General features: G+C 72.6%; 17 protein-coding genes. 10 read left to right on the top strand and 7 right to left on the bottom strand.

From position 1 onward, the window contains the following. Window positions 1–2: 2 nt before the first annotated feature. The 9 genes from nusA to WQO_RS26480 all read left to right on the top strand — a co-directional run bounded on the left by nusA (window position 3) and on the right by WQO_RS26480 (window position 12,609). Window positions 3–1,043: a transcription termination factor NusA gene (nusA, locus tag WQO_RS26440; RefSeq protein ID WP_006127966.1), complete on the top strand. Its 1,041-nt coding sequence runs from the start codon at window positions 3–5 to the stop codon at window positions 1,041–1,043. Window positions 1,044–1,156: 113 nt separating this feature from the next. Continuing rightward, window positions 1,157–1,435, top strand: coding sequence for a YlxR family protein (locus WQO_RS26445; RefSeq protein ID WP_193407233.1), 279 nt, complete (start codon window positions 1,157–1,159; stop codon window positions 1,433–1,435). A 148-nt stretch (window positions 1,436–1,583) separates the two neighbouring features. Beyond that, window positions 1,584–4,697, top strand: a complete 3,114-nt coding sequence (infB, locus tag WQO_RS35355) for a translation initiation factor IF-2 (protein WP_029182411.1) — start codon at window positions 1,584–1,586, stop codon at window positions 4,695–4,697. Window positions 4,698–4,942: 245 nt separating this feature from the next. Continuing rightward, a complete protein-coding gene (locus tag WQO_RS26455) occupies window positions 4,943–5,236 on the top strand; it encodes a DUF503 domain-containing protein (RefSeq protein ID WP_006127969.1) in 294 nt (97 codons plus the stop codon). Between the two features lie 36 nt (window positions 5,237–5,272). Further along, a complete protein-coding gene (gene rbfA, locus WQO_RS26460; RefSeq protein ID WP_010061881.1) occupies window positions 5,273–5,755 on the top strand; it encodes a 30S ribosome-binding factor RbfA in 483 nt (160 codons plus the stop codon). Further along, window positions 5,752–6,651, top strand: a complete 900-nt coding sequence (gene truB / locus WQO_RS26465; RefSeq protein WP_010061880.1) for a tRNA pseudouridine(55) synthase TruB — start codon at window positions 5,752–5,754, stop codon at window positions 6,649–6,651. Before rbfA ends, truB begins: the two co-directional genes overlap by 4 nt. 247 nt (window positions 6,652–6,898) lie before the next feature. Next, window positions 6,899–10,441, top strand: a complete 3,543-nt coding sequence (locus tag WQO_RS26470) for a hypothetical protein (RefSeq protein WP_010061879.1) — start codon at window positions 6,899–6,901, stop codon at window positions 10,439–10,441. 43 nt (window positions 10,442–10,484) lie between these two features. Beyond that, window positions 10,485–11,441, top strand: coding sequence for a bifunctional riboflavin kinase/FAD synthetase (locus WQO_RS26475; protein ID WP_073820840.1), 957 nt, complete (start codon window positions 10,485–10,487; stop codon window positions 11,439–11,441). A 49-nt stretch (window positions 11,442–11,490) separates the two neighbouring features. Then, window positions 11,491–12,609 carry an XdhC family protein gene (locus WQO_RS26480; protein ID WP_058954110.1) on the top strand — a complete coding sequence of 373 codons (1,119 nt, stop codon included), beginning with the start codon at window positions 11,491–11,493 and terminating at the stop codon, window positions 12,607–12,609. Here the strand turns inward: WQO_RS26480 and WQO_RS26485 are convergent. Together WQO_RS26485 and WQO_RS26490 are read right to left on the bottom strand one after the other, a co-directional pair. Then, on the bottom strand, window positions 12,604–13,920 hold the full coding sequence (locus WQO_RS26485) for an MFS transporter (RefSeq protein ID WP_010061874.1): 1,317 nt from the start codon (window positions 13,918–13,920) through the stop codon (window positions 12,604–12,606). The two genes, WQO_RS26480 and WQO_RS26485, sit on opposite strands and share 6 nt — an antisense overlap. Beyond that, entirely contained in the window at window positions 13,917–14,552 is a 636-nt protein-coding gene (locus tag WQO_RS26490; RefSeq protein ID WP_010061873.1) for an ArsR/SmtB family transcription factor, read from the bottom strand. The genes WQO_RS26485 and WQO_RS26490 overlap by 4 nt, the downstream gene beginning before the upstream one ends. A 173-nt stretch (window positions 14,553–14,725) precedes the next feature. Here WQO_RS26490 and WQO_RS26495 point away from each other — a divergent pair, with 173 nt between their 5' ends. After that, window positions 14,726–15,286, top strand: a complete 561-nt coding sequence (locus WQO_RS26495; RefSeq protein WP_010061872.1) for a dihydrofolate reductase family protein — start codon at window positions 14,726–14,728, stop codon at window positions 15,284–15,286. Between the two features lie 12 nt (window positions 15,287–15,298). Here WQO_RS26495 and WQO_RS26500 read toward each other — a convergent pair whose 3' ends face one another. From WQO_RS26500 to WQO_RS26520, 5 genes are read right to left on the bottom strand one after another with little or no spacing between them, the layout of a single operon-like run. After that, a complete protein-coding gene (locus tag WQO_RS26500) occupies window positions 15,299–16,342 on the bottom strand; it encodes an oligopeptide/dipeptide ABC transporter ATP-binding protein (protein WP_010061870.1) in 1,044 nt (347 codons plus the stop codon). Then, window positions 16,339–17,505 (bottom strand): ABC transporter ATP-binding protein, encoded by a 1,167-nt coding sequence (locus WQO_RS26505; RefSeq protein WP_010061869.1) that lies wholly within the window; start codon window positions 17,503–17,505, stop codon window positions 16,339–16,341. The genes WQO_RS26500 and WQO_RS26505 overlap by 4 nt, the downstream gene beginning before the upstream one ends. Next, window positions 17,502–18,467 (bottom strand): ABC transporter permease, encoded by a 966-nt coding sequence (locus WQO_RS26510; RefSeq protein ID WP_010061868.1) that lies wholly within the window; start codon window positions 18,465–18,467, stop codon window positions 17,502–17,504. Before WQO_RS26510 ends, WQO_RS26505 begins: the two co-directional genes overlap by 4 nt. Next, a complete protein-coding gene (locus WQO_RS26515; protein ID WP_010061867.1) occupies window positions 18,464–19,555 on the bottom strand; it encodes an ABC transporter permease in 1,092 nt (363 codons plus the stop codon). Before WQO_RS26515 ends, WQO_RS26510 begins: the two co-directional genes overlap by 4 nt. A 3-nt stretch (window positions 19,556–19,558) precedes the next feature. Continuing rightward, window positions 19,559–21,436 (bottom strand): ABC transporter substrate-binding protein, encoded by a 1,878-nt coding sequence (locus WQO_RS26520; RefSeq protein ID WP_010061866.1) that lies wholly within the window; start codon window positions 21,434–21,436, stop codon window positions 19,559–19,561. Between the last annotated feature and the right edge of the window lie 69 nt (window positions 21,437–21,505).

Raw genomic sequence — 21,505 nt, forward strand, 5'->3', positions numbered from 1 at the left:
CCGTGGACATCGATGTGAAGCTTCTGAAGGGCTTGGCGCAGGACAAGGAGATCCCCTTCGACGTGCTCGTCGGGGCGATCGAGTCGGCCCTCCTCATCGCGTACCACCGCACCGACGGCAGCTACCGCCGCGCGCGCGTGAAGCTCGACGAGAACGGCCACGTCACCGTGTGGGCCAAGGAGGACCCGGCCGACCTCGAAGAGGGCCAGGAGCCCAAGGAGTTCGACGACACCCCCTCCGGATTCGGCCGCATCGCCGCGACCACCGCCAAGCAGGTCATCCTGCAGCGGCTGCGCGACGCCGAGGACGACAAGACCTTCGGCGAGTACGCCGGGCACGAGGGCGATGTCGTCACGGGCGTCGTCCAGCAGGGCAAGGACCCCAAGAACGTCCTGGTCGACATCGGCAAGCTGGAAGCCATCCTTCCGGTGCAGGAGCAGGTCCCGGGCGAGGAGTACACCCACGGCCTGCGTCTGCGTACGTACGTCGTCCGGGTCGCCAAGGGCGTCCGCGGCCCGTCGGTGACGCTCTCGCGCACCCACCCCAACCTGGTGAAGAAGCTCTTCGCGCTGGAGGTCCCGGAGATCGCGGACGGCTCGGTGGTCATCGAGGCCATCGCCCGCGAGGCCGGTCACCGCACCAAGATCGCCGTTCGCTCCACCCGTGCGGGACTGAACCCCAAGGGCGCCTGCATCGGCCCGATGGGCAGCCGGGTCCGCAACGTGATGGCCGAGCTGCACGGCGAGAAGATCGACATCGTGGACTGGTCCGACGACCCGGCCGAGATGGTCGCCAACGCGCTCTCGCCCGCCCGGGTGAGCAAGGTCGAGGTCGTCGACCTCGGCGCCCGCTCCGCCCGCGTCACCGTGCCGGACTACCAGCTGTCGCTGGCGATCGGCAAGGAGGGGCAGAACGCCCGCCTCGCCGCCCGCCTCACCGGCTGGCGGATCGACATCCGGCCGGACACCGAGACGGACGAGGAGCGGGAGAACGCCGACCGCGAGCGGGCCGAGCGGGCCCGGGAGCGCTCGGAAAGGCGTTGACCCGGAGCCGCTCCAGGGAATAGATCTTGGACGCACGCCGCTGAGATCACGACAACATCCGTTCGATTTTTGCCCCAAAGGGGTGAGGTCGGTACGGGGAGGTAGACTTAAACGTGTCTGGCCGGACGCAAGCCCGCGCTCGCCCCGAGCGAACCTGTGTGGGATGCCGGGAGCGAGTGATCAAGAGCGAGCTGCTGCGCATCGTGGTGGACGAGGGCGCCTGCGCCCCTGATCCACGCGGTACGCTGCCCGGCCGGGGTGCATATGTGCACCCCACCTCTGTCTGTCTCGACCTGGCGGTTCGCCGCCGGGCGTTCCCCCGGGCCTTCAAGGCCAAGGGGCCGTTCGACACCGCGGCACTCACGCGGTTCGTCGAACGGGTGACACCGTAAGAAAGTGAACGGCACGGGACCCCGTGCGGTCAGGTACCTCGCGAGTTGGAAGTAGGTCGAGATTGCGATGAGCACTCGATGAGTACGCGATGAGTACGCCCATGAAGTAGCGACGGTCCGGCGGTAACCCGGACCTCAAAGGAGCGAAGTGGCTAAGGTCCGGGTATACGAACTCGCCAAGGAGTTCGGCGTCGAGAGCAAGGTCGTCATGGCCAAGCTCCAAGAACTCGGTGAATTCGTCCGTTCGGCGTCCTCGACGATCGAGGCGCCGGTTGTACGCAAGTTGACCGACGCACTGCAGGGGCCCGGCGGCAACGCCGGCAAGCCCGCTGCCAAGCCTGGCGCGCCTCGCAAGGCGACGCCCGCGAAGCCCGCAGCGCCCTCCCCGGCCGCTGCGGCACGTCCCGCTGCCCCGAAGCCCGGCGCCCCGGCCCCCAAGCCGGCCGCCGCCGAGGCCCCCAGCAGCACCCCGGCAGCGCCCTCCGCGCCGTCGGCGGGCCCCCGTCCGGGCCCGAAGCCCGCGCCGAAGGCGGCCCCGGTGACCCCGGTCCCGGCCGCCGAGTTCTCGGCTCCGGCGCCCGAGCGCCCGGCTGCCCCGCAGGCCCCGCGTCCCGCCGGCGCCACCCCCGGTCCCCGTCCCACGCCCGCCCGTCCGGCTCCGGCCGGCGGTCAGCGTGACGGCGGCCGTGACGGTGGCCAGCGTGACGGCGGCCGTGGTGGCGAGCGTGGCGGCGACCGCCCCGCGCGTCCCGTCGGCCAGGGCGCCCCGCGCCCCGGCGGCGCCCGTCCGGCCGGTCCCCGTCCGGGCAACAACCCCTTCACCTCCGGCGGCTCCACCGGCATGGCGCGCCCCTCGGCGCCCCGTCCCGGCGGTGCCCCGCGCCCCGGTGGCGGCTCGGAGCGCCCCGGCGCCCCGCGTCCGCAGGGCGGCCCCGGCGGCGCCCCGCGCCCCCAGGGCGGTCAGGGTCAGGGCGGTGCCCGTCCCACTCCGGGCGGCATGCCCCGTCCGCAGGCTCCGCGTCCCGGCGGCGGTCCCGCCGGTAACCGCCCGAACCCGGGCATGATGCCGCAGCGTCCCGCTGCCGGCCCGCGTCCCGGTCCCGGCGGCGGTGGCCGTGGTCCCGGCGGTGGCGGTCGTCCCGGCGGTGCCGGTGGCGGTCGTCCCGGTGGCGGCGGCTTCGCCGGTCGTCCCGGTGGCGGCGGTGGCGGCGGCTTCGCCGGCCGTCCGGCCGGTCCCGGTGGTGGCGGCGGTGCCGGTCGTCCCGGTGGCGGCGGCGGCTTCGGCGGTCGTCCCGGCTTCGGTGGCCGTCCGGGTGGTCCCGGTGGCCGCGGTGGCACGCAGGGTGCGTTCGGCCGTCCCGGCGGTCCGGCGCGTCGTGGCCGTAAGTCGAAGCGGCAGAGGCGCCAGGAGTACGAGGCCATGCAGGCCCCGTCGGTCGGCGGCGTCATGCTGCCCCGCGGCAACGGACAGGCCGTCCGGCTGTCGCGCGGCGCCTCGCTCACCGACTTCGCGGAGAAGATCAACGCCAACCCGGCGTCGCTCGTCGCCGTGATGATGAACCTCGGCGAGATGGTCACCGCCACGCAGTCCGTTTCCGACGAGACGCTCCGGCTTCTCGCCGAGGAGATGAACTACGTCCTGGAGATCGTCAGCCCCGAGGAGGAGGACCGCGAGCTGCTCGAGTCCTTCGACATCGAGTTCGGCGAGGACGAGGGCGGCGAAGAGGCTCTGGTCTCCCGTCCGCCGGTCGTGACCGTCATGGGTCACGTCGACCACGGTAAGACCCGACTCCTCGACGCGATCCGCAAGACCAACGTGGTCGCGGGCGAGGCCGGTGGCATCACCCAGCACATCGGTGCCTACCAGGTCACGACCGACGTCAACGACGAAGAGCGCAAGATCACCTTCATCGACACCCCGGGTCACGAGGCGTTCACCGCCATGCGTGCCCGTGGTGCGAAGTCGACCGACATCGCGATCCTCGTGGTGGCGGCCAACGACGGTGTGATGCCCCAGACGATCGAGGCGCTGAACCACGCCAAGGCGGCCGAGGTGCCGATCGTGGTCGCGGTCAACAAGATCGACGTCGAGGGCGCCGACCCGACCAAGGTGCGCGGTCAGCTCACCGAGTTCGGTCTGGTGGCCGAGGAGTACGGCGGCGACACCATGTTCGTCGACATCTCCGCCAAGCAGAGCCTCAACATCGAGGCGCTGCTGGAGGCCGTCGTCCTCACCGCCGACGCCTCGCTCGACCTGCGGGCCAACCCTGAGCAGGACGCGCAGGGTATTGCGATCGAGTCCCACCTCGACCGCGGTCGCGGTGCCGTCTCGACCGTCCTGGTCCAGCGCGGAACGCTGCGCATCGGCGACACGGTTGTCGTCGGCGACGCGTACGGCCGCGTCCGCGCCATGCTCGACGACAACGGTCAGAACGTCCAGGAAGCGGGTCCCTCGACCCCCGTCCTGGTGCTCGGTCTCACCAACGTCCCGGGCGCCGGCGACAACCTCCTGGTGGTCGACGAGGACCGTACGGCCCGTCAGATCGCCGAGAAGCGCGCCGCCCGCGAGCGCAACGCCAACTTCGCCCGCAAGGGCGTCCGGTTCTCCCTGGAGAACCTGGACGAGGCGCTCAAGGCCGGTCTGGTCCAGGAGCTCAACCTCATCATCAAGGGCGACGCGTCCGGTTCGGTGGAGGCTCTCGAGTCCTCGCTGCTCCAGCTCGACGTCGGTGAAGAGGTCGACATCCGGATCCTGCACCGCGGTGTGGGTGCGGTCACCGAGTCGGACATCAACCTGGCGACGGGTTCCGACGCCATCGTGATCGGCTTCAACGTGCGCGCCGCAGGGCGTGCCGAGCAGATGGCCGAGCGCGAAGGCGTGGACGTCCGGTACTACTCGGTCATCTACCAGGCGATCGAAGAGATCGAAGCGGCCCTCAAGGGCCTGCTCAAGCCGGAGTACGAAGAGGTCGAGCTCGGCACGGCGGAGATCCGCGAGATCTTCCGCTCGTCCAAGCTGGGCAACATCGCCGGTGTGCTGGTCCGCTCCGGCGAGGTCAAGCGCAACACCAAGGCGCGCCTGCTGCGCGATGGCAAGGTCATCGCGGAGAACCTCAACATCTCCGGTCTGCGCCGCTTCAAGGACGACGTCACCGAGATCCGCGAAGGCTTCGAGGGCGGTATCAACCTCGGAAACTTCAACGACATCAAGATCGACGACGTCATCGCGACGTACGAGATGCGTGAGAAGCCGCGAGGCTGATCCGCGGGAGATCCGGAGGGGGTGCGTGAGTCACTCACGGACCCTCCCCACCCCGGTTCCGCAAGGAGCCGGAGGGATTTCGGAGGGGCTCCGCGAGTCGACTCGCGGAGCCCCTCCACCACGGTCGGAGCCGGTCGACGGGTCGTATTTCCGTCGATCGGCTCCGGCCGTTCCGGTACGGTTCTGATGTCCCCGGCAAGCTCTGGCGGGGCACGAACCCGAACCGGCGGGACATCCGGACACACATGTATGTGGGGACCCTGTCCTTCGATCTGCTCCTCGGCGACGTACGGTCGTTGAAGGAGAAGCGTTCCGTCGTCCGCCCGATCGTCGCCGAACTCCAACGCAAGTTCGCGGTGAGTGTGGCCGAGACCGGCGGGCAGAATCTCCACCGCAGGGCCGAGATCGGCCTTGCCGTGGTCTCCGGTGACACCGGACACCTCACGGACGTGCTGGACCGCTGCGAGCGGCTGGTCGCGGGACGCCCCGAGGTGGAGCTGCTGTCGGTCAGACGGCGGCTGCACACTGACGAAGACTGACAGTCGAGCGAAATCAGAAGGAAGAGTGACGGACCGGTGACCGACAACGCGCGGGCCCGCAAGCTGGCCGATCGCATCCAGGTCGTGGTCGCGGAGACCCTGGACCGGCGAATCAAGGATCCGCGGCTGGGATTCGTGACGATCACGGACGCCCGGGTCACCGGCGACCTGCGGGAGGCCACGGTCTTCTACACGGTCTACGGCGACGACGAGGAGCGCGCGGCCTCCGCGGCCGCGCTGGAGAGCGCCAAGGGCGTTCTGCGCTCCGAGGTGGGCCGGCAGACCGGGGTGCGGTTCACGCCGACCCTGGCCTTCGTGCCGGACGCCCTCCCGGACAACGCCCGCACCATCGAGGACCTCCTCGACAAGGCGCGGGCCAAGGACGCGGAGGTGCGCCAGGTCTCCACCGGAGCGACGTACGCCGGTGAGGCCGACCCGTACCGCAAGCCCGAGGACGAGGACGACGAGGCGGACACCCCCGGCTCGACCGACAAGAACGAGGGCCCCGCCTCCGCATGACCGAGCAGACCACCACGCCGGACGGCCTTGTCATCGTCGACAAGCCGTCCGGCTTCACTTCGCACGACGTCGTCGCCAAGATGCGCGGCATCGCCCGTACGCGACGCGTCGGCCACGCCGGCACGCTGGACCCGATGGCGACCGGGGTCCTGGTGCTCGGCGTCCAGCGGGCCACCAAGCTCCTGGGCCACCTCGCCCTGACCGAGAAGGAGTATCTCGGCACGATCCGGCTCGGCCAGGACACCGTCACCGACGACGCCGAGGGCGAGATCACCTCGTCCACCGACGCCTCCGGGGTGACCCGGGAGGGCATCGACGCCGGGGTGGCCGCGCTGACCGGCGCGATCATGCAGGTGCCGTCCAAGGTCAGCGCCATCAAGATCGACGGCAAGCGGTCCTACGCGCGGGTGCGCGGCGGCGAGGAGTTCGAGATCCCGGCCCGCCCGGTGACCGTCTCCTCCTTCCGCGTCTACGACGTCCGCGAGGCGGTCGCCGAGGACGGCACCCCCGTCGTGGACCTCGTCGTCTCCGTCGTCTGCTCCTCCGGGACGTACATCCGGGCGCTGGCCCGCGACCTGGGCGCCGGGCTCGGCGTCGGCGGCCACCTGACGGCGCTGCGCCGCACCCGGGTCGGCCCGTACGGCCTGGACGCGGCCCGCACCCTGGACCAGCACCAGGAGGAGCTGACCGTGATGCCGGTCGCCGACGCGGCGAACGCGGCCTTCCCCCGCTGGGACGTCGACGAGAAGCGCGCCAAGCTGCTCCTCAACGGCGTACGGCTGGACATGCCCGCCTACCCGCCGGGGCCGGTCGCGGTCTTCGGGCCCGACGGCACGTTCCTCGTGCTCGTCGAGGAGGAGAAGGGCAAGGCCAAGAGCCTCGCCGTCTTCGCCTGACCCGAGGCGTGTCCGGCAGACTCGCTGACTGCCTGTCGCCCACGCGCCGACCGCTTGTCGTGGAGCGGGCACCACCCCCCAACCGGTGCCCGCTCCACCCTTTCCCCTCCCCGGCACCATCCCTGCTCCTCGGGGGACACGCTTATTCACCCCATTGGACGGGCGCTCGGAGTGAACAGCGGGGGCGCGGGGGGCGCTTTCCCCGTCCGCGCGCTCCGGGCGATCACCGGCGGCCTACCGTCGGACCATGGGCAGTGGGGACCGGTCGAAGCTGGTAAGAATCTGCGATCAGGCCGGCCGGCCGCGAGGGACGGGATTCGTCGCGGACGAGCGCGGCACGGTCGTCACCGCCCATCAGGCCGTCCTCTCCCCGGGCCCGCTCCTCCTGCACGGCACCGGCGGCCGCACCTGCTCCGTCGCCCCCGACGACATCACCGCGCTGCCTGCCCTCGGCCTCGCCCTCCTGCGCACCGGCGGACCCGACACCCTCGACGCCGAACCGCTGCCCATCGCCGGACGCGACCGCGCCGAGCCCGGCGGCTACGTCGACATCGCCGCCCACGGACGGCGCGAGGCCCGCGTGCTCGGCACCACCCCCGCCACGTACACCGCACCGGACGGCGTCGGCCACCCGGTCCCCGCCGCCCTGGAGCTGGCCCTCGGCACCGACGGGCGCGACGCCCTGCGCTCCGGCGGCGCGGCCATCGGCGGACCGGTCACCGACCCGGCCACCGGAGCGGTCCTCGGCATCCTCACCACCACCCTCACGGCCCCGCACGAGGCGGCCGGCCTCGCCCTCCCGATCACCCGGGGCACGGACGACACCCTGGACGCCCTGCTCCGCCGCAACGCCGCCGTCGCCCCCGCCTACGGCCCCCACCTCAACCTCGCCGGGGCCCTCCAGCTCACCGCCACCTCCGTCGCCTCCGCGGACGGCCCGAAGGCCCGCACCGCGCCCGTCGAGCGCGCGGACGTCCACGCCGAGCTGGCCGCCTTCGCCGCCGGTACGGGCCTGGTCCTCGGCCTCGTCGGCGCACCCGGCACCGGCCGCACCACCGAGCTGGCCGCCCTCGCCGCCCGCCGCGCCGACGGCGCACCCGCCCCCACGCTCTGGCTGCGCGGCGCGGACCTGCTGGCCGAGGACGTCTCGATCGCGGACGCCGCGAGCCGTACGCTCACCCGCTCCGCCCGGATCGTCACGGCGGCGGGCGCCCACGGCGACATGAGCACGGCCACCCCGGAGCGCGTCGCCAAGCTCGCCGCCGACGCCGGACACCCGCTCCTGGTGGTCCTCGACGGCCCCGAGGAGATGCCGCCGCTGCTCGCCCACCGGCTGGCCGACTGGACGCGCTCCACCCTCGGCTGGCTCCGCGAGAACACCGTCCGGCTCGTCGTCGCCTGCCGCCCCGAGCACTGGGAGACCGCGGGCGCCCTCTGGCCCCCGGACGCCCTGCACCGCCCGCACCGCCCCGCCCGCCGACTGCCGCCCGCCCTGCGGCTGGCCGACCTCACCCCCGAGCAGGCCGAAAGCGCCAAGGAGGCGTACGGCATCCCGCCCACCGCCCTGGCCCCCGGCCACGACCGGCACCCGCTGACCCTGCGGCTCCTCGCCGAAGTCCGCGCGGCTCTGCCCCCGGGCGTGCCGGGCCGCCCCGACACCGAGGACGTCTTCGGCGCCCACCTCGACCTGCTGTGCGTGCGCGCCGCTGTCCGGATCGCGGCCGCCGCCGACGAGCAGCCCCGCGGCGCGGCCGTGCGCCGGCTGGCCGCCCGGGTGGCGGGCCAGGTCCACGAGGCGGCCCGCCGCTGTCTGGGCCCGGGCCAGGGCGAGCTGGACCGGGCGGCGTTCGAGGAGATCTTCCCCTGGCGCACCGGCTGGGCCTCCGCCGTGCTCACCGAAGGGCTCCTCGTCCCCGCCGGGGCGGGCTACCGCTTCGCCCACGAGGAGCTCGGCGACTGGGTGCAGGGCGCCCACCTCGACCTGGACGCGGCCCTGCGCTCCCTCGTGCACCGCTGGCACCGGGGGAGCACCGGGACGGTGCGTCCGCCGAGCGCCGAGGGCGAACCCCGCTCCCTGCCCGTGCCCCGGCACCGCATCGGGCCGGTGATCCAGGCGATGGTGCTCCTGGGCCGCCGCCAGGGCACCGCCGCCCTCGCGCACCGGATGGCCGACCTCATCGAGGCGCTGGACCGGCTCTGGACCGACGAAGGACCGCGCGACGAGGACGCCGCCTGGTGGGCGGCCCACCTGCTGAACGGCAGCCTGCTGCGGGTGACCGACGCCCGCCCGTATCTCGGCGTCCTGCGGGTCCTCGCCGGGCGTATCACCCGCCGCTCCGCAGCCCCCGAAGGACCCGGGGACCTCGGGGCGTACGGCGAGTTCGGGCCCTGGTTCTGGCGGCGGCTCCGGCTGCCCGAGGAGGACCGGATCGACCTGCTCCGCCGCCTGGTGCCCGCCGACGGGCTGCCCCGCACCGACGGCGACGAACGGTATCTGGACGCGGTCGCCCGCCGCCTCGCCCTCGACGCCCCGGCCGTCCAGCCGCTGCTGTGCCGCTGGTTCACCGACGAACGCCCGCTGCTCGTGGGCCCCGACGCCCCGGACGTACCCCTGCGCCCCACCGTCGCCGCCGCCGCGCAGGCCCTGCTGTACGCCCGCCGCGAGCTGGACCTCGACGGCCTCGCCGACGCGCTGATCGCCACCCCGCACCAGCGCGCCGGAGAGCTGCTCGCCGCCCTCGCGGAGGACGAGCCGACCGCGCTCTGCCGGGCCGTCGAGCGCTGGGCCCGCGACGAGGACCGCCCGGCCCGCCGCTCCGCCGCCGCCCGCTACGCCGGACTCCTCCAGCAGCGGGTCACCGCCGAGGGCGACCGGGCCCTGCTGCGCTCCGCCGCCGAGATCCTGCTGGAGCGCCCCGAGGACGCCGGCCTGCACGCCGCCGCGCACACCCTCCTCGTCCGCGACCCGAAGGCCCGGGGCCGTCATCTCCCGGGCGCCCTGCGGGCGTTCGCCGCCGGAGACCCCCGGCTGCCCGTCGAACTGCTCGCCGAGGTGTTCCCGTCCCACCAGGAGCCGGTCCTCGCCGCCCTCCGCGCCCGCCTCGCCCGCCCCGGCGACGGCGGGGGAGCGGTGCTGCGGGCCCTGGCCGGCCTCGACACGCCCGCGCTCGCGCTGCACGTCGCCGGGCTCGTACGGGAGTACATCGACGCCCACCCCGACGACGGCACCCACGCCGCCGAGTACGTCGACCTCCGCCTGGAGCACGGCCCGGCCGCCCGCGCCCTGCTGCTGCCCCTGGTCACCGGGCTGCTGAGGGACCGCCCCGCACCGCCCCCGGTGCGTGCCGCGCTCGCCGCCGTCCTCGCCGGGCCGGGCAGCGCGGACTCCCGGCCGCTGCGGGCCGAGCTGCTGGAGGTGCTGCTGGAGTTCGAGCAGACCACCGGCCGCAACCCGGACGTGCTGGAAGCCCTGCTCCGGGCCGCCGCTCTGGGCTCCGAGCGGCGCCCCGAGATCCGTACCCGCGCCCTCGTCCACCGCACCGGCATGCTGCTGGTCCGCACCCCCGAAGGCGCCGCCCGCTTCGACCGGGGCCTGGTCGAGTGCGCCCGAGAGGTGCCCGGCTTCGCCGCCCTCGTCACCCGCTGGCTGGCCGACGCCCCCGAGGTGTGGGCGGCGGTCGTGGGCCCGAGCGCCCGGCGCACGGTGGAGGCGTTGGAGACATCACGTCCGTCCATGCCGATGCCGATGCAGGCGGCGGGACGTGAGCATGGCAGTCTTAGACCTGCGTAATCGACATACACACGTACACAGGTTCGGGCGAGGAGCGGTCACAGTGCAGCGCTGGCGTGGCTTGGAGGACATCCCCCAGGACTGGGGACGCAGCGTCGTCACCATCGGCTCCTACGACGGCGTGCACCGCGGCCACCAGCTGATCATCGGCCGGGCCGTCGAGCGCGCCCGTGAGCTGGGCGTCCCGTCGGTCGTCGTCACCTTCGACCCGCACCCCAGCGAGGTCGTCCGCCCCGGCAGCCACCCGCCGCTGCTCGCCCCGCACCACCGCCGCGCGGACCTGATGGCGGAGCTGGGCGTGGACGCCCTGCTGATCCTGCCGTTCACCGCCGAGTTCTCGAAGCTGTCGCCCGCCGACTTCATCGCGAAGGTCCTCGTCGACCGCCTCCACGCCAAGGCCGTCATCGAGGGCCCCAACTTCCGCTTCGGCCACAAGGCCGCGGGGAACGTCGCGCTGCTGACCGAGCTGGGCGCCACCTACGACTACACCGTCGAGGTCATCGACCTGTACGTCACCGGAGAGGCGGGCGGCGGACAGCCGTTCTCCTCCACGCTCACCCGCCGCCTGATCGCCGAGGGCGACGTCGCCGGAGCCGCCGAGATCCTCGGCCGCCCGCACCGGGTCGAGGGCATCGTCGTGCGCGGCGCCCAGCGCGGCCGTGAGCTGGGCTTCCCGACGGCCAACGTCGAGACCCTGCCGCACACCGCGATCCCCGCCGACGGCGTGTACGCCGGCTGGCTGGAGGTGGACGGCGAGTCGATGCCCGCCGCGATCTCGGTCGGCACGAACCCGCAGTTCGACGGCACGGAGCGGACGGTGGAGGCGTACGCCATCGACCGCGTCGACCTCGATCTCTACGGGCTGCACGTGGCCGTCGACTTCCTCGCGTACGTCCGCGGCATGCTGAAGTTCGACTCGATCGACGACCTCCTGGTCGCCATGGCCGCCGATGTGAAGCGCTCCAGCGAGCTGACCGCCGCGTACGACCGCACCCACTGACGTACGCCGGGGGCGTGCGCCCCGCTCCGCGACGACGGATGCTGACAGGGTGCGCGACATCCTGCCCGACCTCCGTGCCCGGTGCGCCGACGGCGTCCCCCTCGCCCTGGCGACCGTCGTCGCCGTGCACGGCAGCGCGCCCCGCGACCCTGGCGCCGTCATGGCCGTCGACGCGGCGGGCACGGTGGTGGGCAGCGTCTCCGGGGGCTGCGTCGAGGGCGATCTGTACGAGGTCGCCCGCGAGGTCCTGGCTGGTGCGGGACCGCGCGTGGTGGCGTACGGGATCAGCGACGACGAGGCGTTCGGCGTCGGGCTGACGTGCGGCGGCACCATCGAGGTGCTGGTGCGCCCATACGTCTCGGCAGCCGAACTGGCGGATCTCGCCGCTCTCCTGGACCTGATCGCCGCCGACCGTCCGGTGGCCGAGGCGACCGTCCTGTCCGGCGCGGCGGAGACCGGGGCCCGCCTGGTGGTCCGCCCCTCCGACGCCGGGCCCACCACCGGCACGCTCGGCTCCGAAGGGCTCGACGCCGCCGTCACCGACGACGCCCGCGGCCTGCTGGCCCAGGGCCACACCACGATCCAGTGGTACGGGACGCACGGCCAGCGCCGGATGCAGGAGGTGGCCGTCTTCATCCGGACGTACGCCCCGCCGCCCCGCATGCTCGTCTTCGGCGCGATCGACCACGCGGCCGCCACCGCCCGCATCGGCTCGTTCCTCGGCTACCGGGTCACCGTCTGCGACGCCCGCCCCGCCTTCGCCACCCGGGAACGCTTCCCCACGGCCGACGAGGTGGTCCGCGCCTGGCCGCACACCTACCTGGAGTCCACCGAGGTCGACGCCCGCACGGTGATCTGCGTCCTGACCCACGACCCGAAGTTCGACGTCCCCCTGCTCCTCGCGGCCCTGCGCACGCCCGCCGCGTACATCGGAGTGATGGGCAGCCGCCGCACCCACCACGACCGGCTCGCCCGGCTGCGCGAGGCCGGGGCGGACGAAGCGGCTCTCTCCCGCCTCGCCTCACCCGTGGGTCTCGACCTCGGAGCCCGTACGCCGGAGGAGACGGCGGTCTCCATCGCCGCCGAGGTCATCCAGCACCGCTGGGGCGGGACGGGACGGCCGCTGGGGGAGCTGACGGGGGCGATCCACCACGGTGAAACGTCATGACACCGTCTTCGCACCGTCCCGAGCCGCTTCCTCCCGTTGCGCGCCGTCCTCGCGGGAGCGGTCCATGGCCCGCCACTCGGGCCGCACTCCGGCCAGGGTGGTGGTGAGGAAGTACGCGGCCCCGCAGACGAGCAGCACCGGAGTCAGCCCGGCGGCCGTCACCGCCGCCCCGGCGAGCAGCCCGCCTAGGGGGATGCCGGACCAGGCCAGCGAGTCCCCGAGGGCGTTGACCCGGCCCAGCATCCGGCGCGGCACCCGTTCGACGAGCACGGCACCCAGGACGGGGTTGATGAACCCGGCCCCGAACCCGCTGACGGCGAAGACGGCCAGCACCACGGCCAGGGGGGCGTCCACCGCGAGGACCAGGAACCGCGGGGCCCCGGCCAGCAGGAACCCGAGGAGGAACACCGCCCTGCGGGGCAGCCTGTGGGCGGCCATCGCGGCGATGAGGCTCCCTCCGACCGCTGCGGCCCCCAGTGCTGTGCTGACCAGGCCGATCGCCGCCGGGCCGTTCCCGGACTCCTCGGCCCACACAGGGACCATGAGGGTGGTCAGCGCGGCGTCCAGCAGGTTGGTGATCCCGACCACGACGATGACGGCGAGCAGCAACGGCTCGCCCCGCAGGAAGGTGAAGCCCTCGCCGAACCGCCGCCAGTAGCCCGGTTCCTGGGCGTCGGCGGATGCTGCCGGGTCCACGGCCGGACGCCCCGTGCCGCGCGGCAGTGCGACCGCGACGATCACCGAACCGAGGACGAAGCAGCCCGCGTTGACGACCAGACCGGTCATGGGGCCGAGCAGCGCGACCAGGACGCCGCCCGCCGCCGGGCCGATGGTGGAGGCGAGCCGTTCGATCACGCCGGACAGGCCCATGGCCCGTTCCAGGGGTGTACCGGCGCGCTCGGCGGCCTCCGGAACCATGACCTCTTTTGCCAGGTCGCCCGGGCCGCGAGCGGCCCCGATCACCGCGACCAGGCCCAGCAGGACGGGGAAGGAGAGCAGGTCCAGGGTGTGCAGCAGAGGGATCGACGCGGCGGCGGCCGCGCTCGCCAGGTCCGTGGTCCAGGAGACGGTCCGGGGGCCCGTCCGGTCCACCAGTGGGCCGGACAGCGCCTTGACCAGGACGTACGGTGCCATCTCGCAGAAGGCGACCAGCCCGGTCCGGGTGGCGCTGCCCGTGCTGACGAGGACGAACCAGGGCAGGGCGATCAGGGAGATCCGGGTGCCGGTGACGGAAGCGGCGATGGCGGCCAGTACCCCGGCCAGCGGCCGTAAGGACCGCTTGCCCGATAGGGCGGGCCCTTCGTGCGTCACGGTGTCTCCTCTTCCGGAGCGGGCGTGTTCAGCTCGGGCAGGATGTGCGTGATGAGGCCGACGCGCTCCGCACCCGCCGGGGCGGTCGCCGCGTTCTCCGGGGTGTCCCGTCGGTAGCGACCGATGACGTCCCCCAACTCCTGGTAGAGCGCGGCAGTTTCCTCGGGGGTGAGGCGCAGCACCCAGTCGCTCAGATCGAACCGCTCCCGCCAGACGCGGGGCATCGTCTGGAGCTCGTTCAGCGTCTGACGGGTGCGCAGGGCGTAGATGGAGGCGACGGACTGCTGGTAGGCGAGGGCGGCCTCCGGTTCCCGCTCCGCCAGCTCCGGGTCGTTGAACCAGGTCGACCGGTGCACCGAACGCCACCAGCGCTCGCGGGCGTTGCCGCGCTCCGTGTCCTCCTCGACGAAGCCCGCCGCGCCGAGCTGACGGAGGTGGTAGCTGGCCGTCCCGGAGTTCACCCCCAGCCGCTCCGCGAGCCGGGTGGCCGTGGACGGGCCGTGCTTCCGCAGCAGCCCGACCACCTGCACACGGACCGGATGCGCCATGGCGCGCAGCCCTTTGGCGTCCAGGACGACCGATCCCTCGTCCTGTGAGGGGTCGTCAGAAAGGTGCGACGTGGTGTCTGTCATGCGGCAGACTCTAAACCGCAAAGATTTCTTCGCAAAGACTTATTCGCGAAGAACTCTTTGCGGTCGGTCGCGGCGGGAGCGTCGACGCCTTGCCGACCGATGAATTCCTCGGGGCCCGGCGGTCATCATCTGAGGACCGCCGGAAGACGCGCGTCCGTACCGAAGGAGACGCCGTGGCCAAGCTCATCTACTCCATGATCACCTCGCTCGACGGCTACGCCGAGGCGGCGGAGGGCGGCCTCGGCACCGGGGCCGAGGATCCGGAGGTCCACACCTTTGTCAACGACCTCTTCCGGCCGGTCGGCACCTACCTCTACGGCCGGCGCATGTACGAGACGATGGTCTACTGGGAGACCGCGCTCGACGAGCCGGACCAGCCCCCGCACATCGCGCAGTACGCCCGCGACTGGCAGGCCGCCGAGAAGGTCGTGTACTCCACGACGCTCGACGCGGTGTCCAGCGCGAAGACCCGCATCGAGCGGTCCTTCGACCCGGACGCGGTGCGCCGCCTGAAGGCCGAGGCGGACGCCGACCTCACCGTCGATGGCCCGAACCTCGCGGCTCAGGCCATCGCGGCAGGTCTGGTGGACGAGTACCACCTGTTCATCACCACGAGCGTGGTCGGCGGCGGCAAGCGGTTCTTCCCCGACGGCGTGCGCCTCGACCTCGAACTGGTCGAGGAGCGCGCCTTCGCCGCGAGCGGGCTGATCTACGCCCGCTACCGGACCCGCTGAGGGCCACCGGCCTCAGGCCGTCGGTACGTCGGCGTGCCCGCCCACGCCGTCTCCGGCGCACGCCGCCGCCCAGTGGCACGCCACCTGCGCCTCCCCGCCCCCGTTCAGCACCGGCAGATCCACCGTGCGGCAGGCCTCGGCCACGCCCGCCCGCTCCGCCTCGCCCGAGGCCAGGACCTGGCAGCGGACGTGGAACCGGCAGCCCGAGGGCACCTTCGAGGGGTCCGGCGGCTCGCCGGCCAGCACCACCGGTTCGCCCTCCGCCTCCGGGAGGACGGACAGCAGGGCCCGGGTGTACGGGTGCTGAGGGGCCGTGAGCAGTTGCTCGACCGGGCCCGTCTCGACGATCCGGCCCAGATACATCACCGCCACCCGGTCCGCGATGTTCCAGGCGAGCCCCAGGTCATGGGTCACCACCAGCGCCGAGAGCCCCAGCTCGTCCCGCAGGCGCAGCAGGAGCGCCAGGATCTCGCCCCGTACCGACGCGTCCAGCGAGGCCACCGGCTCGTCGGCCACGATCAGCTCCGGCTCCAGCACCAGCGCCCCGGCGATCACGACGCGCTGGCGCTGACCGCCCGACAGCTCGTGCGGGAAGCGCAGGAAGAACCGCTCCGGGGGGCGCAGGCCGGCCCGGGAGAGGGCATCCGAGACGGCCGCCCGCTCGTCCCCCGCGTACCCGTGGATGCGCAGGCCCTCCGCCACCGCGTCGTACACCGTGTGCCGGGGGTTGAGCGAGCCGCTGGGGTCCTGGAGGACCAGTTGCACGCGTTTGCGGTACGCCTTCAGCGCCCGGCCCGCGTAGTCGAGCGGGGCGCCGCCGAAGGTGACCCGCCCCGAGGTGGGCGGGACCAGGCCGAGCAGGGACCGGGCCAGCGTGGTCTTGCCGCACCCGGACTCGCCGACCAGCGCGACGATCTCGCCGGGCCGGATGTCCAGGTCGACGCCGTCGACGGCCCGGGCGGTGGCGGCCCCGCGCCGGCCGGGGAACGCGACCTTCAGCTCCTCGGCGCTGAGGAGGGGGGCGGTGCTGACGAGGGGCGAGGGCGTGGTGCTCAAGAGGTGCTCCTTGCTTCGTCGTCCCCGGGCTGTGTGCCGTCCGCGTGTGCGCCCTTGGCGTCGGGATACGCGCCGTCCGGGCGTGCGCTTGTGGCGTCGGGATACGCGCCGTCCGGGTGTGCGCCGTCCACGTCCACCAGGACGCAGGCCGCCCGGCGCTCCGTCCCGGCCTCCCGCAGCTCCTGGTCCTCGGTGTCGCAGACGTCCAGCGCCACCGGGCACCGCGGATGGAACGTGCAGCCGCCCGGCAGCGCGGCCGGGTCCGGCGGGTCGCCCGGCAGCCCGCGCGGGGCGTGCCGCGAGGACAGGTCCCCGATCTTCGGGAACGCGGCGGAGAGGGCCTTGCCGTACGGGTGGCGGGCGTCCGTGTACACCTCCGCCGCCGGGCCCTCCTCCACGACCCGGCCCGCGTACATCACCGAGAGCCGGTCGCAGGTGTCGGCGAGCACCGCGAGGTCGTGGCTGATCATGATCAGGCCGACGTTCTGGTCGGACACCAGCTGCTCGATCAGGCGCAGGATCTGCGCCTGGATCATCACGTCCAGCGCGGTCGTCGGTTCGTCCGCGACGATCAGCCGCGGATCGCAGGCGAGCGCCATCGCGATCATCACGCGCTGGCGCTGCCCGCCGGACAGCTCGTGCGGATACGCCTGCGCGCGGGCGGCGGGCAGGCCCACCTGTTCCAGCAGCTCTCCGGCGCGCTTGCGGGCGGCGGCCGGGGTGGCCTTGCTGTGCAGCAGGATCGGTTCGGCGATCTGGTCCCCGACCCGGTGCACGGCGTTCAGCGAGTGCATCGCGCCCTGGAAGACGATCGACGCGCCCGCCCAGCGGACCGCCCGCAGCCGGCCCCACTTCATGGTGAGGATGTCCTCGCCGTCCAGCAGGATCTCGCCGCTCAGCTTCGCCGTCGCGGGCAGGAGGCGGAGCAGGGCCAGGGCCAGGGTGGACTTGCCGCAGCCGGACTCCCCGGCGATGCCGAGCTTCTGCCCGGCCTCGACCCGCAGATCGACTCCCCGCACGGCGGGGACGGCGTCGGCCCCGCCGCCGTAGGTGACGGTCAGATTCCGCACCTCCAGGAGCGGGGGATCGCCGACCGGCTCCGAGAGGCCGGGCGATCCTGACGGGTCCGGGTTCGGCGTGGTGGTCGTGGTCGTGGCGGTCAACGGGACACCCCCAGCTTGGGGTTGAGCACGGACTCGATGGTGCGGCCGCACAGCGTGAAGGCGAGGGCGACCACGGCGATGGCGAGTCCGGGCGGAGCGAGGTACCACCAGTTGCCGGAGGAGACCGCCCCGGCCTCACGGGCGTCCTGGAGCAGACCGCCCCAGGAGACGATCGTGGGATCGCTGAGCCCGAGGAAGGCGAGGGTGGCTTCGGTGAGGATGGCGGTGGAGATCACGAGCGTGGTCTGGGCGAGCACCAGCGGCATCACATTGGGCAGGACGTGCCGCGACATGATGTGCCCGTGGCCGCCGCCGAGCGCCCGCGAGCGTTCGATGTACGGGCGGGACTCGACGGACAGCGTCTGGGCGCGGACCAGGCGGGCGGTCGTCGGCCAGGTCGTCACGCCGATCGCCAGGATCGTCGTCCAGATCGACCGGGAGAGGACCGTGGCCAGGGCGATGGCCAGCACGAGCGTCGGCATCACCAGGAACCAGTCCGTCACCCGCATGATGACGGTGGCGTACCAGCCCTTGAAGTGGCCCGCGGTGATCCCGATCAGGGTGCCGATCGCCACGGACAGGAAGGCGGCGAGCAGCCCGACCGTCAGCGACACCCGCGTGCCCCACAGCATCAGGGCCAGCAGGCTGCGCCCGAACTGGTCGGTCCCGAGGGGGAATTCACCGCTCGGCTCCTCCAGCGGGCCGCCCGGGGCGTTCGTCACGCTCTGCGAGTCGGCACCGACCAGCAGCGGGGCGGTCAGCGCCAGCAGGGCGATCACCGCGAGCACGGCGAGCCCGACGAGGCCGGCGCGGTGCGTGCGGTACTGCCGCCAGAAGCGGGCCACCGCCTGCCGCCGCCGGGCCCGGGTCAGGGCGCGCGGGCTCTGTGCCCGTACCTCCCCGGGGGGCTTGCGGGCGTCCGGCTCCTGCGGTTCGGAGGGCTTCTCCGTCGACGTCGTCATCGGCCCACCCGGGGATCGAGCAGCGGATAGATCACATCGGCGAGCGTGTTCATCAGGATCACCGCGGCGGCGAACACGAAGAACAGCGCCTGCACCAACGGCAGGTCGGGCACGCTCAGCGCCTGGTAGAAGAGGCCGCCGAGGCCCGGCCACGAGAACACCGTCTCCACCAGGATCGCCCCCGCCACCGTCGTACCGAGGTTGACGAAGAGAAGCGTCACGGTGGGCAGCATCGCGTTCGGCACGGCGTGCTTCCGGCGCACGAGGTCGTCGCGCAGTCCCTTGGCGCGGGCCGTCGTCAGGTAGTCGCTGCCCATCTCGTCGAGCAGCGAGGAGCGCATCACCAGCAGGGTGCGCGCGTACTCCACGGCGACCAGCGTGACGACGGGCAGCACCAGGTGGTGGGCGATGTCCAGCACCCGGTCGAAGCCCTCGGTGTCGCCGGACTCCATACCGCCGGTCGGGAACATCCCGGGGATCGGGCCGATGCCCACCGACAGGGTGATGATGAGGAGCAGACCGAGCCAGAACGACGGCACCGAGTACAGGGTCAGCGCGAACGCCGTGTTGACCCGGTCCCCGGCACTGCCGTTGCGCCACGCGGAGCGCGCGCCCAGCCAGATGCCGAGCAGCGTGTAGATGACGAAGGCGGTGCCGGTCAGCAGCAGAGTGGCGGGCAGCGCCTCGGTGATCTTGTCGACGACCGGGGCGCGGAACTGGTACGACGTACCGAAGTCGCCGGTCAGCGCCTTGCCGCAGTACTGCGTGAACTGCTGCCACAGCGGCAGGTCGAGCCCGAACTCACGGCGCATCGCCGCGATCTGTTCGGTCGACACCTGACGGCCGCCGGTCATCTGCTTGACCGGGTCTCCGGGGATCAGGCGGAAGAGGAAGAAGCTGGTGACGAGGACGGCGAAGAGGGAGACGGCCGCCCCGGCGAGCTTGCCCGCCGCGTAGCGGGCGTAGGCGGCCGTACTGCGGGAGCGCGGGGAGCGGGCCGACGGCCCGGCCGGAGCCGGCCCGCCGGATGCGGTGCTCTCCACGCCCGCCGCGCCCTTCAGCAGGGCGGGGGTGCTTTCTGAGCTCATGGACTATTCACGGTCTTCCGCGGTGGAGCGGCGACGCATGGCGAACAGGAGTCCGCCACCGGCGAGGACGACGACGGCGATCCCGACCCCGACGAGCACCCCGGTGGAGGAGCCACCGGAGTCGGAGGAACCGGATGAGGAGGCCCCGGCGGCCGGGACCGCCGACCACCAGCTCCAGTAACCGTCCTGGCCGTAGATGTTGCCCGCGGCCGACGGCATGGTGGTGATGGACTCGATGTGGTCGGTGCGGTAGGCCTCGACGGCATTCGGGTACGCCATGACGTTCATGTACCCGGTGTCGTACAGCCGCGACTCCAGTTGCTTGACCAGATCCGCCCGCTTGGCGGGGTCGTACTCCGCCAGTTGCTTCTTGTAGAGGTCGTCGTACTGCTTGTCGCAGATGAAGTTGTCCGTCGCGGCCGATTCCTTCGCCTTGGCCGGCAGGGCGGCGCAGGTGTGGATGGAGAGGACGAAGTCGGGGTCGGGGTTGACGGACCAGCCGTCGAAGGCGAGGTCGTACTCACCGGCGTACCAGGGGTCGGAAACGTTGTCGAGGCAGTCGACCTTCAGCCCGATGCCCTGCTCGCCCCACCACTCCTGGAGGTACTTGCCGATCGCCTTGTCGTTGGGGTCGGTGGCGTGGCAGAGGATGCGGAAGTCGAGCGGCTTGCCGTCCTTGCCGACGCGCTTGCCCGCGCCGTTCTTCTTGTACCCGGCCTCGTCGAGGAGAGAGGCCGCCTTCGCCGGGTCGTAGGCGAGCTTCTGACCGTCCGCGGGCTTCCAGAAGTAGTTGCCGAAGCGCGGCGGGATGTAGCCCTCGCCCTCGACGGCGTGGCCCTGGAAGACCTTGTCGATGATCGTCTTGCGGTCGACCGCCATGAACAGTGCGTGCCGCACCTTCTGGTCCAGCAGCGCCGGGTGTCCGTCGCCGAACTTCTGCCCGTCCTTGGTCCGCGCCCCGGGGTTGACGGCGAGCGCGAAGAAGCGGCGGCCCGGCGCGTCGTTCACCTTGATGTCCGGGGCCTTCTCCAGCGAGGCGGACTGGGCGGGCGTCAGGCTGGGGCTGCCCGCGACGAACGAGACCTCACCCTTGCGCAGGGCGGCCACGGCCGCGTCCTGGTCCTTGTAGTAGCGGAAGACCAGCTCGTCGAACTTGGGCGACCCGCGCCAGAAGTCCTTGTTGGCCTTCAGCTTCACAAAGCTGTCGACCTTGTAGTCCGTCAGGATGAACGGACCGTTCCCCACGACGGGGAAGTCCTTGTCGTTGTTGAACTTCGAGAAGTCGCCGACCTTCTCCCAGACGTGCCGGGGCACGATCGGGACGTCGAGCGCGGCCATCGTGGCCTGCGGCTCCTTGAGCTTGATGACCAGCTTGTCCTTGCTGGGGGCGGTCACCTTCTCGAAGTTGCCGACGAAGCTGCCGTTGGAGGTGGCCGCGCCCTCGTCGGTCATCATCTTGTTGAACGTCCAGGCCGCGTCCTCGGCGGTGGCCTGCTGCCCGTCGGACCACTTCGAGTCCGAGCGGATCGTGTACGTCCACGTCAGCTTGTCCGCGGAGGGCTCCCATGCGGTGGCCAGGCCCGGGATCGCCTTGTTGTCCTTGGCGTCGTAGTTGGTGAGGTAGTCGTACATCAGCCGGTGGATGCTCGTGCTGACGAGTCGCTGCGCCAGGAACGGGCTGAGGGAGTCGACGCTCTGCGCGACGGCGACCGTGAGCGTCGTCTTCCCGTCGTCGGCGCGGGCCTCGGAGGGCGCGGGCGCGAGCGGGTTGCCCGGGACGACGGACCCGGCGGCGAGCGCCAGGGCTGCCGCTCCGGAGGCCAGCAGGAGGCGTAGGCGTCGGCGTGGCCGGACGGAGTGGTGAGGAACTCTTGTGACCATGGACGGGGACCTCGCGTCATCACTCGCTGAAGAAGGCGGGCAGATCTCTGGTTCGCCAGTTGGTGATGC

It is taken from the genome of Streptomyces globisporus C-1027 (assembly GCF_000261345.2).
Taxonomy (GTDB): Bacteria; Actinomycetota; Actinomycetes; order Streptomycetales; family Streptomycetaceae; genus Streptomyces; species Streptomyces pakalii.